General features: G+C 60.2%; 14 protein-coding genes and 1 tRNA gene. 10 read left to right on the forward strand and 5 right to left on the reverse strand.

From position 1 onward, the window contains the following. The first annotated feature begins 194 nt into the window (after positions 1–194). The 5 genes from ACM561_RS13880 to ACM561_RS13900 all read left to right on the forward strand — a co-directional run bounded on the left by ACM561_RS13880 (position 195) and on the right by ACM561_RS13900 (position 3,079). Positions 195–1,217, forward strand: a complete 1,023-nt coding sequence (locus tag ACM561_RS13880; protein WP_425905740.1) for an ATP-binding protein — start codon at positions 195–197, stop codon at positions 1,215–1,217. Then, complete coding sequence (locus tag ACM561_RS13885) at positions 1,210–1,392, forward strand: hypothetical protein (protein ID WP_425905741.1); 183 nt, start codon at positions 1,210–1,212, stop codon at positions 1,390–1,392. The genes ACM561_RS13880 and ACM561_RS13885 overlap by 8 nt, the downstream gene beginning before the upstream one ends. Then, positions 1,389–1,835 (forward strand): YopX family protein, encoded by a 447-nt coding sequence (locus ACM561_RS13890; RefSeq protein WP_425905742.1) that lies wholly within the window; start codon positions 1,389–1,391, stop codon positions 1,833–1,835. The genes ACM561_RS13885 and ACM561_RS13890 overlap by 4 nt, the downstream gene beginning before the upstream one ends. Continuing rightward, positions 1,832–2,404 (forward strand): hypothetical protein, encoded by a 573-nt coding sequence (locus tag ACM561_RS13895; RefSeq protein ID WP_425905743.1) that lies wholly within the window; start codon positions 1,832–1,834, stop codon positions 2,402–2,404. The genes ACM561_RS13890 and ACM561_RS13895 overlap by 4 nt, the downstream gene beginning before the upstream one ends. A gap of 198 nt (positions 2,405–2,602) precedes the next feature. Further along, positions 2,603–3,079 carry a single-stranded DNA-binding protein gene (locus ACM561_RS13900; protein ID WP_425905744.1) on the forward strand — a complete coding sequence of 159 codons (477 nt, stop codon included), beginning with the start codon at positions 2,603–2,605 and terminating at the stop codon, positions 3,077–3,079. Positions 3,080–4,118: 1,039 nt separating this feature from the next. Here ACM561_RS13900 and ACM561_RS13905 read toward each other — a convergent pair. Further along, a complete protein-coding gene (locus ACM561_RS13905; RefSeq protein WP_425905746.1) occupies positions 4,119–4,364 on the reverse strand; it encodes a hypothetical protein in 246 nt (81 codons plus the stop codon). 120 nt (positions 4,365–4,484) lie between these two features. On the opposite strand from ACM561_RS13905, the gene ACM561_RS13910 reads away from it, so the two are divergent. The 3 genes from ACM561_RS13910 to ACM561_RS13920 all read left to right on the forward strand — a co-directional run bounded on the left by ACM561_RS13910 (position 4,485) and on the right by ACM561_RS13920 (position 6,951). Beyond that, the gene (locus ACM561_RS13910) at positions 4,485–5,681 is read left to right on the forward strand and encodes a DNA cytosine methyltransferase (RefSeq protein WP_425905748.1); all 1,197 of its coding nucleotides are present in this window, start codon (positions 4,485–4,487) and stop codon (positions 5,679–5,681) included. A 62-nt stretch (positions 5,682–5,743) separates the two neighbouring features. Continuing rightward, on the forward strand, positions 5,744–6,538 hold the full coding sequence (locus ACM561_RS13915; protein ID WP_425909753.1) for a hypothetical protein: 795 nt from the start codon (positions 5,744–5,746) through the stop codon (positions 6,536–6,538). Further along, positions 6,514–6,951: a very short patch repair endonuclease gene (locus tag ACM561_RS13920; protein WP_425909754.1), complete on the forward strand. Its 438-nt coding sequence runs from the start codon at positions 6,514–6,516 to the stop codon at positions 6,949–6,951. Before ACM561_RS13915 ends, ACM561_RS13920 begins: the two co-directional genes overlap by 25 nt. Before the next feature lie 72 nt (positions 6,952–7,023). Here ACM561_RS13920 and ACM561_RS13925 read toward each other — a convergent pair. The 4 genes from ACM561_RS13925 to ACM561_RS13940 form a co-directional block, all read right to left on the reverse strand. Further along, positions 7,024–7,099: transfer RNA gene (locus tag ACM561_RS13925), tRNA-Lys, on the reverse strand. Positions 7,100–7,265: 166 nt separating this feature from the next. After that, the gene (locus ACM561_RS13930) at positions 7,266–7,862 is read right to left on the reverse strand and encodes a Spy/CpxP family protein refolding chaperone (protein WP_425905750.1); all 597 of its coding nucleotides are present in this window, start codon (positions 7,860–7,862) and stop codon (positions 7,266–7,268) included. 197 nt (positions 7,863–8,059) lie between these two features. Next, on the reverse strand, positions 8,060–9,619 hold the full coding sequence (locus ACM561_RS13935; RefSeq protein ID WP_425905752.1) for a 2-isopropylmalate synthase: 1,560 nt from the start codon (positions 9,617–9,619) through the stop codon (positions 8,060–8,062). A gap of 368 nt (positions 9,620–9,987) precedes the next feature. After that, positions 9,988–11,004 carry a polyphosphate kinase 2 family protein gene (locus ACM561_RS13940; protein ID WP_425905754.1) on the reverse strand — a complete coding sequence of 339 codons (1,017 nt, stop codon included), beginning with the start codon at positions 11,002–11,004 and terminating at the stop codon, positions 9,988–9,990. Between the two features lie 245 nt (positions 11,005–11,249). Between ACM561_RS13940 and ACM561_RS13945 the strand changes: the two genes are divergently transcribed. Both ACM561_RS13945 and ACM561_RS13950 read left to right on the forward strand, forming a co-directional pair. Then, the gene (locus ACM561_RS13945; protein WP_425905755.1) at positions 11,250–12,056 is read left to right on the forward strand and encodes an ATP-binding cassette domain-containing protein; all 807 of its coding nucleotides are present in this window, start codon (positions 11,250–11,252) and stop codon (positions 12,054–12,056) included. Beyond that, positions 12,053–13,612 carry an ABC transporter permease/substrate-binding protein gene (locus tag ACM561_RS13950; protein WP_425905757.1) on the forward strand — a complete coding sequence of 520 codons (1,560 nt, stop codon included), beginning with the start codon at positions 12,053–12,055 and terminating at the stop codon, positions 13,610–13,612. Before ACM561_RS13945 ends, ACM561_RS13950 begins: the two co-directional genes overlap by 4 nt. Positions 13,613–13,728 lie beyond the last annotated feature (116 nt).

Consider the following 13,728-nt stretch of genomic DNA (forward strand, 5'->3'; position numbering starts at 1 on the left):
CTAAGGAAGTTAAGCGCCTAGAGCCGGGGATTTGGGGCATCACAGTGGTTTGTTGAACGCGGGAGAGAGCGTAAGGGCGCAGCATATAACCACAGACTGGCCGCCGGGATCCGCGGTCTCTCTCACGCTCAGCAAGCCACACATTATCGTTTTAGCCGCGACCTCTTGAATCCATAGCAGAGGCCGCTCCATGCATGACTGTAGAAATTCGCAAAGCCGAGCGCACGAAAGCCAAGCTGCGCCTCGGCATCGCCGGCCCGTCGGGCGCCGGCAAGACCATGAGCTCGTTGAAGCTCGCAAAGGGCATCACGCCCACCGGCCGCATACTCATGATCGATACCGAGCGCGGCTCGGGCGACCTGTATGCGGACCTTTTCGATTACGACATCATCACGCTCCAGCCGCCGTACAAGCCTGAGAAGTACGTCGAGGCGATCCGCGCCGCTGAGGAAGCCGGCTACGACACCGTCATCATCGACAGCCTCTCTCACGCATGGAGCGACGAAGGCGGCATCCTTGACCAGGCCGACAAGCTTTCGGCCGGAGGCAACCGCTTTACCGTCTGGGCGAAGCTCACGCCCCAGCACCGCGCGCTCGTGAACGCGATGCTCAACTCGCCCGCCCACGTGATCGCCACCGTGCGCTCGAAACAGGACTACGCGATCGACGACAACGACAAGGGCCGCAAGACCGTCAAGAAGCTCGGGCTCGCGCCGGTGCAGCGCGAGGGCATGGAGTACGAGTTCACGGTCTTCCTGGACGTTGACCAGGACCACAACGCGCGCGCGTCGAAGGACCGCACCAATCTCTTCAAGGACGAGGTGTTCGTCATCGACGAGAAGATAGGCCGGCGCATCCTCGAGTGGCTTAACTCCGGCAAGGAGGCCGCGCCGGAGGACATCAACCTCAAGAAAGCGAAGATAGTGCACTGCCTCAGGCTGCTGGGCGCCGACGTGGCGACGCAGGAAGCTATCCGCAAGAGCATCATAGGGCTGACGCAGCTCGACGGCGCTCGGGTCGAAAACGCCGACGCCATCCTCATGCGCCTCGAGGAGAAGGTGAAAGCGATGCCGCCGGCAAAGCCCGCGGCCCCTGCCCCGGCATCTGTAGCTCCCAAAGCGGCTGATCCGGCGGCCGGTGACCTATCGGCGGAGGAGGAAGCCGCCGCATTAGCAGCTATGGACGCCGCGCGCGCGGAAGCGGAAAACCATGGCTAAGGCAACCAAGAAGGATACCGACCCGGCGATACTCAAGCATATCGATCGGTGTGCGGTGTTTCTCGTCAAGACATTCTGCCTGGACAACAACGCCGCGGTGGCCACGCTCACCCAGACCATTACCCACTACGGCAGGAGCATCGGCCGCTATCGCATAACCATCGAAAAGATATGAACCGCCCTATCAAGTACCGAGCATGGGCCAACGGGAAGATGCGCGAGGTGCGCGCTATCAGCTTCACCGAGACCGGCGAGGTCCACCGCATCCTCGACAGCGAGGGAGTGCAGCGCGTGCCCGAGGCGCTGCTGCAATTCACCGGCTTCACTGATAAGTACGACAAGGAGATTTGGGTCGGGAGTATCCTCATGTACCCGGACACCGAGAGCCATTACGTCCACAATGGCATCGGCGAACAAAAAGTGGCGGAAACCGGCGTCAATAGTTTCTTCCTAGTCGAGATGAGAGACGGAGAATTTGGGATGGAGGTAAAAGGTGGCGAAGTCACCTATGGCGATCTCGGCTGGATTTCACTCCGCGCATTCTTCCAGGATTACGTAGAACAAAAGGAATGCGAGGTCATCGGAGACATTTATCAGAACCCAGAACTACTAAAATGAATGACTATCACCTCAGCGTGCAGAACCACCGCGACATGCACAAAACAGGCTTCACGGAGCTGATATGCCCGCACGGCATCGGCCATCACAAGGGCATACACGGGTGCGACGGGTGTTGCAGTGAAGGCAAACGTCCCGAAGACTTATGGGCGAAGGTAAGCAAAGACGCCGACGACGAGCCCAACACCCTATGCACCAGCGCGTGCGGCAACGACTACGACTGCCCGCATAACGACGATAGCGAGACTGAGGCTATGACCCGACAAGAACAGCTCGACCTGATACGCGCCGCATGCATCGAGGCGAACCCAAGCGATACGACGTTGCGTGACAAGAATTCGTGGCAGGGGCTTCAAATCAAACGCGAGCACGGTCGCCCCATCCGCCTCGCCGACGTGCTGTTGGCGATACCGACGCTCTGGGTTCAGCCAAAGACGGACGTTGGAAACGGTACCCGCTTCATCAATAGCGGCATGGTGAACAGCGGAATATCGTGGAACCTCCGCAGAGACGACCTCGCCGAGCAGAGCGACGAGTGCGTAGCGTTCTTGGCAAACCTACTCGGATGACACTTGGCGATCAGAACCAGCGCCCGCGGCCGTACCAACCGCCGCCGCCAAGGAGAAGCACGATCACAATGATGATGATGAGCGTTGTAGTGTCCATGTGGGTCCTACCAGCTTCGTGTGGACAATGAACTGGCGGCAGGGAGCTTAGTTCCGGCATGCAGCCTCGATCCCAAGATTTAAACGCTAAAAATAATTCCTATGAACTTCAACAAAGTCCTGTTGCTCGGCAAACTTACCCGCGATCCCGAACTCAAGGCCCTCGCCAACGGCGGCTCGATCGCCACGTTCACACTCGCAACTAACCGTCGCGTCAAGAAGGGTAACGAGAAAGTCGAGCAGCCGGAGTTCCACAACATCGTCGTGTTCGGAAAGCAGGCGGAGAGCTGCGCGCAGTTTCTCAGGAAGGGCAGCATCGCGCACGTCGAGGGCCGCATTCAAACGCGGACATACGAAAAAGACGGCGTCAAGATGTACCGCACCGATATCGTGGCGGAGAACGTGCAGTTCGGCCCGCGCCCAGGCGCCGCAAACGGGCCTGTGAAGGACGTAGCGCCCGAGGATGACACGGACCAGCGCCCGCCGTCCGAACGCGGCTCAGGCGAGGCCACAGCAAGCGCAGCGCCTATCCCTTATCCCGAGGAGGAAGACATCGACATCTCGAACATCCCTTTTTGACGGATACCGTTCTAGACGTACAATTGGATATGTGCCGCTCAAGACTTGCTTCAAATGTAAACACGAGAAGCCCATAAGCGAATTCTACGCGCACGCCCAAATGCGCGACAGGCATCTCAACAAGTGCAAGACTTGCACGAAATCAGATGTGCGGATCGGCAAGATTAGACGCATTTGTCTTGTGTGCGGAAAAGCCTTCCTGACCCACTCGACTGAGATACGCCGCGGCGGCGGTAAATTATGCTCGCGCTATTGCTATTACGAATGGCAACGTCGCACGGCCAAGAGAGGCGATGAGCATCATAGCTGGAAGGGCGACCGCGTCGGCAACGCGGCACTCCACGATTGGGTTCGTAAGGTGTTGGGTACCCCGCAGAAGTGCGAGAAGTGTGGAACGGATCGGGCAAAGCTATACGACTGGGCCAACAAGTCGGGACTGTATAGGCGCGAGGTTTCCGATTGGATCAGGCTATGTCGTAAGTGCCACAACAGCTACGACCACGCAGAGCGTCTTCCAAAATGGCGCGCGAGCGTCCAAAGGCGCCATGGTTGGAACGTTGGTTCTTGACCCGTGGGCAAGACGCTGGGACGCAGGCAGTATCTTTTAGACGCCTGAGGCCCGGCGCCCTGCCCGGGAGGTGTGGATAAAGGTGGGGATAGCGCCTGCGCGAAACCTGCCCGAGTGGGGACAGCGGCGAACGGGTGTGTGGTTGAGCCGCCGAAGTGGGGACAGCACTCGGACAAATTCCGGATAAAGTGGGGATAAGAAAACCGTTACAGGCTCACGCGGAATTCATAAATCGACCCAGTTATCCCCCTATCCACAGCAGATAGTATTAATAATAGAATTTATAAGAAGAGTTATGCGCACTACCCCCACCCGGCCATTCCAACCCTGCGATGAGGCGAATATCGGCGCCGGCCGCGATCCGTGGCCTGCGTGCGATTGCTGCTTAGGGCGAGGCTTCTTCTATGACAGAGGATGGGCGCTTACGTGCTTATGCAAGAGCCGGAGTCGCGTTCGCAGTTCTGGAAACGCTTAGCGGACTGACGCCTCAGCTCGTCGAAGACGCGAGGCGTTGAACTCCTCGGTTTCGTCCGGGTACCGCTCAGCGAGGAAGCCCAGCGCGGCAGATTCCGTATCAAAGCCCAAGAGGATGTTCGGATTGCCGCCGCCCGGCCCCGTCGGCTCGAAGTCAACGATCTTCCCGCCGTGCTTGCGGATTCCCCTGAGGACGTCCTGGATCGTCTCGTTCCAAGCGAAATCCACATCGACCTTGACCATAGCGCGCTCCTCGGTTGCGGGATCATACCGCGCGCTTCAAGGAAAAGCAGTCATGCCGGAGACCTTTGGGCAGTTTTTCCGGTTAATGTTCTTTATTTGTTTCCTTGGTACTATCCCCCGATGATTCGTATGGTGGCGTACGGTTTGCAGGTGCAGATGGCGGACAGCTCCCTCAATTTCTACGAGTTCTTCGCGGGCGGAGGCATGGCCCGCGCCGGCCTCGGAGCCGGCTGGACCTGCCTGTTCGCCAACGATTTCGACCATAAGAAAGCGCGGGTCTATCGCGACAACTGGAACGGCGCGCCCGAGCTCAGGCACGGCGACGTGAGCAAGCTCGCGCCTGCCGATCTGCCGGGCGCCGCGGACCTGGTCTGGGCGTCTTTCCCCTGCCAAGACCTTTCGCTCGCAGGCGGGGGCGCGGGCCTCAAGGGCGAGCGCTCCGGTACGTTCTGGCCCTTTTGGAAGCTCATGAAGGGGCTCGCCGCCGAGAGACGCGCGCCGCGGATGCTGGTTCTCGAGAACGTGTGCGGCACGCTCACGTCCCACGAAGGCAAGGACTTCGCGGCGATATGCACCTCGCTGCGGCAAGCATCGTACCGGTTCGGTGCCGTCGTTATAGACGCCGCTCTCTTCGTGCCCCAGTCGCGGCCCAGGCTCTTCATCATCGCCGTACGCGACGACGTGGAAATCCCTTCCGGCATCGCCTCCGCCGAGCCCAGCGCGCTCTGGCACACGCGCGGCCTCCGCTGCGCGCACAGCAGGCTTTCGGCGCAGTCGCGCCAGAGGTGGGTGTGGTGGGATCTTCCTCGGCCCGCGAAGCGCAACACCAACCTTGCAGACCTCATCGAGGACGATCCGGTCGGCGTCGAGTGGCACACCCGAGAGGAGACGCGGGCGCTTATCAGGATGATGAGCGAACTGAACCGGGAAAAGCTGCTGGAAGCGAAGAAGTCCGGCGGGCGCGTGGTGGGGTGCGTCTACAAGCGGACGCGCAGCGACGAGTTCAAGCGCAAGGTGCAGCGCGCCGAGGTCCGTTTCGACCGCGTGTCGGGATGCCTCAGGACGCCGGCGGGCGGATCTAGTCGGCAGCTCATCCTGGTCGTCGAAGGAGAAAAGGTGAAGTCCCGCCTCATCTCCGCGCAGGAGACCGCGCGCCTCATGGGGCTGCCTAAGGAGTACGCACTTCCTGTCAATTACAACGAGGCTTATCACCTGACCGGCGACGGCGTAGTGGTGCCCGTGGTCCGCTACCTCGCGGCTCACATTTTCGAGCCCGTCCTTGCCCCCGCGCCGATCGCTCCAAGGAAGGCGGCTTGACCGACGTAATACCATGCGAGCAGAACGAGGAACTCAGACTCCGAATCCGCGAATTTTCCGAGGTGTTGAAGACCGAAGCGCACAAGCTCGGCTCCCACGGCCTTAGCGAAGCGGAGTTTTATAACTCGGGACTATTCCGCGGCGCGATAGAGCGCATCCGGGGGCAGTTCTCGGCATCAATGGGCCCGAAGCGCTCATTCATGCAGCACGTGCTGAACTACATGCAGGACGGGAAGTTCATCGCGAAATGGGAATCCTCCGGCAGCGATAACCGCCACGATTACACGATCACGATGCCGTCCGGCCGCATTTCGGTGGTGGAGCTCAAGGGGTGCCTGGACGGCAACAACACGAACATCTTCGACCGGCCGGCGCATGCCAACGAGTTCATCGTCTGGAGCGTCTGCACGAACCCGGGCGCCGACCCGCGGCATAACGCATGGTCGGGAATCCACGTGCGGCTGGGGGCGGAGATCATCACGCGCGCTGAGCGGGTCGACGGCTTGGTCGTATGGGACATGGTTTGCGGCACGCTCGGCCGGCCTTGTCCGAAGACCGCCGAAGCTCCCGAGCGGCTCACCGAATGCGGCCCGTTCTCACTTCCGCCGCCATGCATCTATATGTTCCCGGCCACGGTACCGAATCCGCGGACCAATCCCTCGCCGGTCGCCCAGCCTCTCGCGGATGTCCAATTCCTCGCGGCGCTGCATCAATGCTTCAAAGGAAAAGACGCCGAACTGCAGTTCGTGGACTTCGAGGTGCAGTACAAGGGCGCGGACACGGTGCGCCTGACGCGCATCCGGCGGGACGGGCAAGTAGCGAGAGAGTCCCTATTCACCGCCATCCGCAGAACCTAACCAGCCCTGAGCGCAGCGCGGCCATGCGCGCAGTGCGCTCACGGGATACCGCTCCGGAGCTGTTCGTAAGGCGGATGGTCCACCGGCTCGGCTACCGCTTCCGGCTCCATCGGAAGGACCTTCCGGGCAATCCTGACATCGTTTTTCCGTCGCGGCGCAAGGTCATCTTCGTACACGGCTGCTTTTGGCACGGGCATAACTGCAAGCGTGGGGCTAGAGAGCCGAAGGCCAATGCGGACTATTGGCGCGCGAAGATCGGGCGCAACCGCTTGCGAGACTCAGCATCGGTGAAGGCATTGCGCGCGGCAGGATGGACTCCGCTGGTCGTATGGGAATGCGAGCTGCGGGTGCCCGATAAACTCAAGGCGAAAATAACGCGCTTCCTCGCAATCGCCGCCCGACCTGCCAATTAGCCTAAGCGCGGGCAGTAAGAGGCTATAGCGAGGCTAAGCTTTTGGGAAAAGGAGCCAAGTGCCTGATTTTATTGGTGGGCGATGTAGGGCTCGAACCTACGACCCGCTGATTAAGAGTCAGCTGCTCTACCAACTGAGCTAATCGCCCGGAACTGTCCGAAATTCCCTTGCGGGAGGGGGTCGTTTAGCAAAGCGAACCCACGATGTCCAGCAACGCAGCCCCGCTTTCCCCTGCCGCCGCAGCCTTCGGAGAGACGAAAAAGCCGCCGATTTCCGGCGGCTTCCTCATGGCTGGGCTAACTTATGTCGGCGGGTCAGAGGCGTCCGGGCTTCTGCTGGTCATGGTGACCGGAGTCCCCGTCGCGGTCCTTGCTATGATCGGACCAATCACCGCCTCGGTCAAAGTGATGATGGCGCCAGCTTCCCATTCCGAAGCCGTGATTCATACGGGTGAGAACCATCAGGCGCCGCTTTTGGCCATCGTCGAGGGTCTTGTAAAGCGGATCGGCAGCATCAGCGATCTTTTTCAAAGCTGCAGCTGTCTCGGCCATGCGATCGGCGTGCGCGCGAAGCCGCGCCACCTGATCAACAGGCGCCTGCTTTTCCGCATCATCATTCTTGGCTTCGTTCTTGCTCTCCTTCTTAGCCTGCATCTTGGCGTCGGCCCGGTCGATCCGAAGTTTGGCGAAATCACGGATTGCCTTTTCCACCGGCGGCCACAGCTTTTCCTGATCCGGCGTCAGAGTAAGACCGGCGTGGACCGCCGCAATCCGCGCATCAGCGATAGCCGTTCGGTCCTGCTGACTGAGTTGTACGCGATCATGGGACCACAGGTGACGCGGGTGAGCGTACACCGCTGTCGAACCGGCGATGATCAGCGCTGCGACGCCGGCGAGGATGGCCTTCTTCATTGGAACTCTCCTTTGCAAGGTCCAATCAAGATGGGTGCGCGCAGCACACCAAGCAAATTACATCTTCGCAAGGGAACCCTATCTTACGAAGATGTAATGTCGCCTCGCGATTCGTCGCGATGATATGTCGCGTCAGGATCTGTCGCTCGCACAAACGGCGGTTGACGCACCGTCCGTTTCGCTTGCGGAACGGGCAGTCAGCTGGCAGCGGCCGAAGGAAGGTCGCGCTGATGTTTCATCACGATCTTGTTTAGCGCACCGAGATAGGCCTTGGCGGATGCAACCAGCGTGTCAGGATCGGCGGCCTTCGATGTCATCGCGCGGCCGTCCTGGCTGAGACGCACCGACACTTCCGCCTGCGCGTCAGTGCCTTGGGTCACCGCATGAACCTGGTAGAGTTCGAGCTTGGCCTCGTGCGGCACCAGCCTCTTGATGCAGTTGAACACCGCATCCACCGGGCCATTGCCTTCGGCCTCCTCGATCCGGGTCTGGCCATTGACGGTGAGCTTCATGGTCGCTCGCTGCGGGCCATGAGTGCCTGCGATCACTGTCAACGATGTCAGCTTGATGCGATCATGCGACGCGGCCATTTCCTCGTCCACCAGCGCAACGATGTCCTCGTCGTAGATGTCCTTTTTACGGTCGGCCAGTGCCTTGAAGCGCACGAACGCATCCTGCAACTGGTTCTCGGCCAGCTTATAGCCGAGTTCTTCCAGCTTGTGCTGGAAAGCGTGGCGGCCGGAATGTTTGCCCATCACCAGCGAGGTCTGTTTCACGCCGACGCTTTCCGGCGTCATGATCTCGTAGGTCTGCGCGTTCTTCAACATGCCGTCCTGATGAATGCCGCTCTCGTGCGCGAACGCGTTTCGGCCGACGATCGCTTTATTATACTGCACCGGAAAGGAGGTGGCCGCCGAAACCAGCTTGGAGGCACGAGTCAGCATGGTGCTCTCGACGTTGCACCAATACGGCATGACATCGCCGCGGGTCTTGATCGCCATCACGACTTCTTCCAGCGCGGCGTTCCCTGCCCGCTCGCCAATGCCGTTGATGGTGGATTCAACCTGGCGCGCGCCACCCTCGACGCCGGCCAGCGAGTTGGCGACGGCGAGACCCAGATCGTCATGGCAGTGCACCGAGAAGATCGCTTTATCCGCGTTCGGCACCCGCTCGCGAATGGTCTTGAACATCCGCCGGTACTCGTCAGGCACGGCATAGCCAACGGTGTCTGGCAGGTTGACGGTGGTGGCGCCGGCTGCAATCGCCGTCTCTACGCATTTGCACAGGTAATCAATTGGGGTGCGGGTCGCGTCCATCGCCGACCACTCGACATCCTCGACCAGGTTGCGGGCCTGCGTCACCGTGGCAGTGATGATCTCCAGCACCTCCGCCTCGCTTTTGCGCATCTGATGCGCCAGATGGATCGGCGAAGTGGAAACGAAGGTGTGGATGCGGCCCCGCCGTGCATGACGCACCGCTTCACCGGCACGAGCGATATCGCCGGAAATGGCGCGGGCCAGACCTGCGATTACCGCGCTTTTAGCGTTCTTCGCGATCTCCGCGACCGCTTCGAAATCGCCGACCGAAGCGATCGGGAAGCCGGCTTCGATGATATCGACTCCCATGTCGTCGAGCATCTCGGCGACTTCGATCTTCTCCTCGAAAGTCATGGTGGCGCCGGGGCATTGCTCGCCGTCGCGCAGGGTGGTGTCGAAAATAACGACGCGGTCCTTGTCGGACTTATTCGCGGTAGTCATGGGAATGATCCTCTGGTCAGTGCGCCGTGCGGGCGCTCGAAGGGGCTGGCGTTTCTGCGTTCCCCCTGAGTGCCCAGGCAACAACTGCCCAGCCGGCGCTCAGGGGCCGATAAGAAGCAGAAGCCCGCCAGTCAGCAGACTGGGCATGGGCGCAGCCGGAATCTCTTCGGAACCAGTGGCCGACGCCACCAGCCCGTGAACTCCTGCCATCTCGCTGCAAGCCAGCATTACCGAACCCTTTAGAGGGCCATTTTCAACAAGAACCGTTGACGGTTCGTTGCCGACCCTTCCTACACGGATTTTAGACGAGAATGACCTGACATCGCAATGCCCAAAATTTGGTCAGGAATCGTGACCAACCACTCTGCTCAGTTCGTTCGTGCCGACCTCCCTGTTCCTCGAGATGCCGACGAATCGGAAGCAACTTCGGACTTCTCCCCCGCAGCATGCTTCACCGCCGCCTTCTTTACGCGCGACGCGCTGTTGTTCTCATTCTGCAATGCCTTGCGAACCTTCTTGAATTCACCCAATTCGCTCTTGTCGACCTTAGGGAACCGCAGGTCCAACCCATCCAGCGCGCCGACAATGGCAGATCCGACAACGACACGCGCGAACCACTTGTGGTCGGCCGGCACGATATACCACGGCGCATCGAGCGAGGATGTATGGCGGATCATGTCCTGGTAGGCCGCCTGATACCTGTCCCAGAGCTTTCGCTCGGCAACATCGCCCATCGAGAACTTCCAGTTCTTCGCCGGCTCCTCCAGGCGATCTAGAAAGCGCCGGCGCTGCTCCTCCTTCGAGACGTTGAGAAAGAATTTCAGCACGAGCGTGCCGTTACGGGCGAGATATTTCTCGAAAGCCGAAATATCCTCGAAGCGTTCGCGCCAGATATTCTTCGTCACCAGCTTCGGTGGAACTTTCTGCTTTGCCAAAATTTCCGGATGCACGCGCACCACCAGTACTTCCTCATAATAGGAGCGGTTGAAGATACCGATGCGCCCGCGTTCGGGAAGCCGCCGCGCCGCGCGCCACATGAAATCATGATCGAGTTCTTCCGTTGAAGGTTGCTTGAAAGAATGAACGTCGCAGCCTTGCGGATTGACGCCGTCGAACACGCTCTCGATGGCGCTGTCCTTGCCGGCGGCGTCCATGCCCTGGAAGATCAGGAGCAGCGACCAGCGATCCTGCGCATAGAGCTTTTCCTGCAAATCGCTAAGGCGGTCGCGGTTGGCCTTGATAATCTCCTGCCCGCTGTCCTTGTCGATGCCGCCGCGCTCCGCAGTTTTGTACGAGGCGAGACGAAACGCCCTGGTACCATCGACACGAAAGGGCTCCACGTAGCGTTTTAATTGTTCTGGCAACAACGATGATGTCTTTCTCATAAGGGAATTGCGCCTTTGCTTCCCCATTTCCTGCGGGAGATGGTGGTTTCGAGCGTAGCGAGAAATCGGATCCAAAACAAAATAAAGGCGGGGACAGCAAGATAAAATTGTCGACGCCTTCCAGCGTCCCCGACCGGATCAAAACTCGAACTAAGCTGTGGGTTCGGGCTTCGCCTAGAATTTACTGTTGCCACCAAGGGGATGGGCTTGGTGCGATCGCGGCCGTGTGATAACCCCCGCGGGGCATGAGCGAAACCTCACCGCTGGTCGCGTTTTCGCATGTAGCCAAAAGCTTCAAAGGCGGCTGTGCAAGAGACGACTATGTAAGAGCTGTGGACGACGTCTCGTTCGCCATCGCGGCGGGCGAATTCCTCGCCATTGTCGGCGGTTCCGGCTCTGGCAAGACCACACTGCTGCGGCTCGCCAATCGCCTGATCGATCCCGACGCCGGAACTATCACCGTTGCGGGCGAGGATATCGCCGGAATCGACGCGATCGGGCTGCGCCGCCGCATCGGCTACGTATTCCAGAGCGGCGGCCTCTTTCCGCATATGACTATCGCCGCCAACATCGGCATCACGCCCCGCCTGCTCGGGACGCCGAAATCCGAAATCGCCGCGCGGGTCGACGAGTTGATCGATCTGGTGCAACTCGACCGCGCCCAACACCGCGATCGCTTTCCGCATGAACTTTCCGGTGGCCAGCGCCAGCGGGTCGGCGTAGCGCGAGCACTTGCCGCAGAGCCGCGCATCGTCCTGATGGACGAGCCGTTCGGTGCCCTCGACCCGGTAACGCGTGACGCGCTTGGCAACGACTATCGTGCGCTGCACGCCAGACTCTGTCTCACAACCATCATGATCACCCATGACATGACCGAAGCGCTGCTGCTCGCGGATCGCGTTGCTGTCATGCATGAAGGTCGCCTGATTGCGTTGGGCACGGCGAAGGAATTGTCTCGTATCGACAACCCCTATGTCTGCGAGCTGCTCGGCACGCCACGCCGCCAGGCCGAGCGGCTTCAGGCAGCGTTCTCACAGAGCATCACGTTATGAGTTTGCTCTTTGATCCGCGCTGGAATGAAGCGCTCGGTCACCTGCCCGGCTATCTTGGCAACCACGTCCGCGTCAGCGTGACGGCGCTGGCGCTGGGACTCGTGATCAGTTTTCCGCTCGCGCTGGCCGCTCGCAACCGGCCGGTGCTGCGGAGTATGATTCTCGGTTTTGCAAGCATCGTGCAGACCATGCCGGGGCTGGCGCTGTTGGCGTTGTTCTATCCCCTCCTCCTGGCTCTGGCGACAATGACGTCGCGATGGTTCAACCTCGGATTCTCAGCATTCGGATTCTTGCCTGCGGTCCTGGCGCTGGCGCTCTATTCGATGCTTCCGGTACTGCGCAACACCATCACAGGCTTGCAGGGGATTGATCCTGCATTGACGGAAGCGGCCCGAGGGGTCGGTATGACAGCGCGGCAATCCCTCGTCATGGTCGAACTTCCGCTGGCGCTTCCTGTGATCATGGCCGGCATCCGCACCGCCGCGGTTTGGGTGATCGGCACCGCGACACTCTCTACGCCGATCGGCCAGACCAGCCTCGGCAACTACATTTTTGCCGGGCTGCAGACCCAGAACTGGGTGTTCGTGCTCTTCGGCTGCATCGCCGCGGCAAGCCTCGCGCTGGTCGTCGATCAGTTGCTGGCGCTGATCGAATCCGGCTTGCGGATACGTCGCCACATCCGCGTGTCAGTCGGCCTTGTCGGCATCGTAGTCCTCGCTACCGCCACAATGGCGCCCTCCCTCACCCGCGCGACACCCACCTACATCGTCGGCGCCAAAACCTTCACCGAACAATATGTGCTCGCGGCGCTGATCTCGCACCGGTTACAAACCGCGGGTCTTCCCGTAACCACCCGCGAGGGTCTTGGCTCCAACGTCATTTTCGATGCGCTAGCGAATGGCGACGTTGACGTCTACGTCGATTATTCCGGCACGCTGTGGTCCAATCAGTTCCATATGACAGACGTCAAGCCGCGCGAGGAACTACTCACCGAGCTCAAGGCGAGGTTGGCGCGGCAAAATATCACGCTGCTTGGTGAACTCGGATTCGAGAACGCCTACGCGCTGCTCATGCCCAAAACACGAGCCGACGCACTGAACATTCATTCGATCTCCGACCTCGCCGCCCGCGCCGGCACGATGTCGATCGCCGGCGACTACGAATTCTTCGCCCGGCCTGAATGGACGACTCTGAAGAGCGCTTACGGATTATCGTTTCGTGAGCGGCGACAGATGCAGTCGGACTTCATGTACGCCGCCCTGGATTCCGGCGAAGTCGACGTGATCGCGGGCTACACCAGCGATGGACTGATCGCCAAATACGGCCTGACCGTGCTTGACGATCCCCGACACGCCATTCCGCCCTATGACGCGATCGTGCTGATATCACCCCGGCACGCCAACGACGCAAAGCTGCGCACCGCAATTCAGCCCTTGCTCGGAAGAATCAGCATCACGCTCATGCGCGAGGCCAATCTTCGCGCCAGCGGCAGTGACGCGGACAGTTCATCGGCAACGGTGGCGCGGTGGTTATGGACGAAGATCGACGAGAAATAAGGTGGTAGATGCTTGCTTGTGTACCTCACCGCGGCACCTTCCCTCTCCTTATGGGAGAGGGAGCCTCAATTCATTGTTAGTCGACCCGCGCACCATACTCCTGATCATTAAGATCG

The organism is Nitrobacter sp. TKz-YC02 (assembly GCF_049852135.1).
Classification (GTDB): Bacteria; Pseudomonadota; Alphaproteobacteria; order Rhizobiales; family Xanthobacteraceae; genus Nitrobacter; species Nitrobacter vulgaris.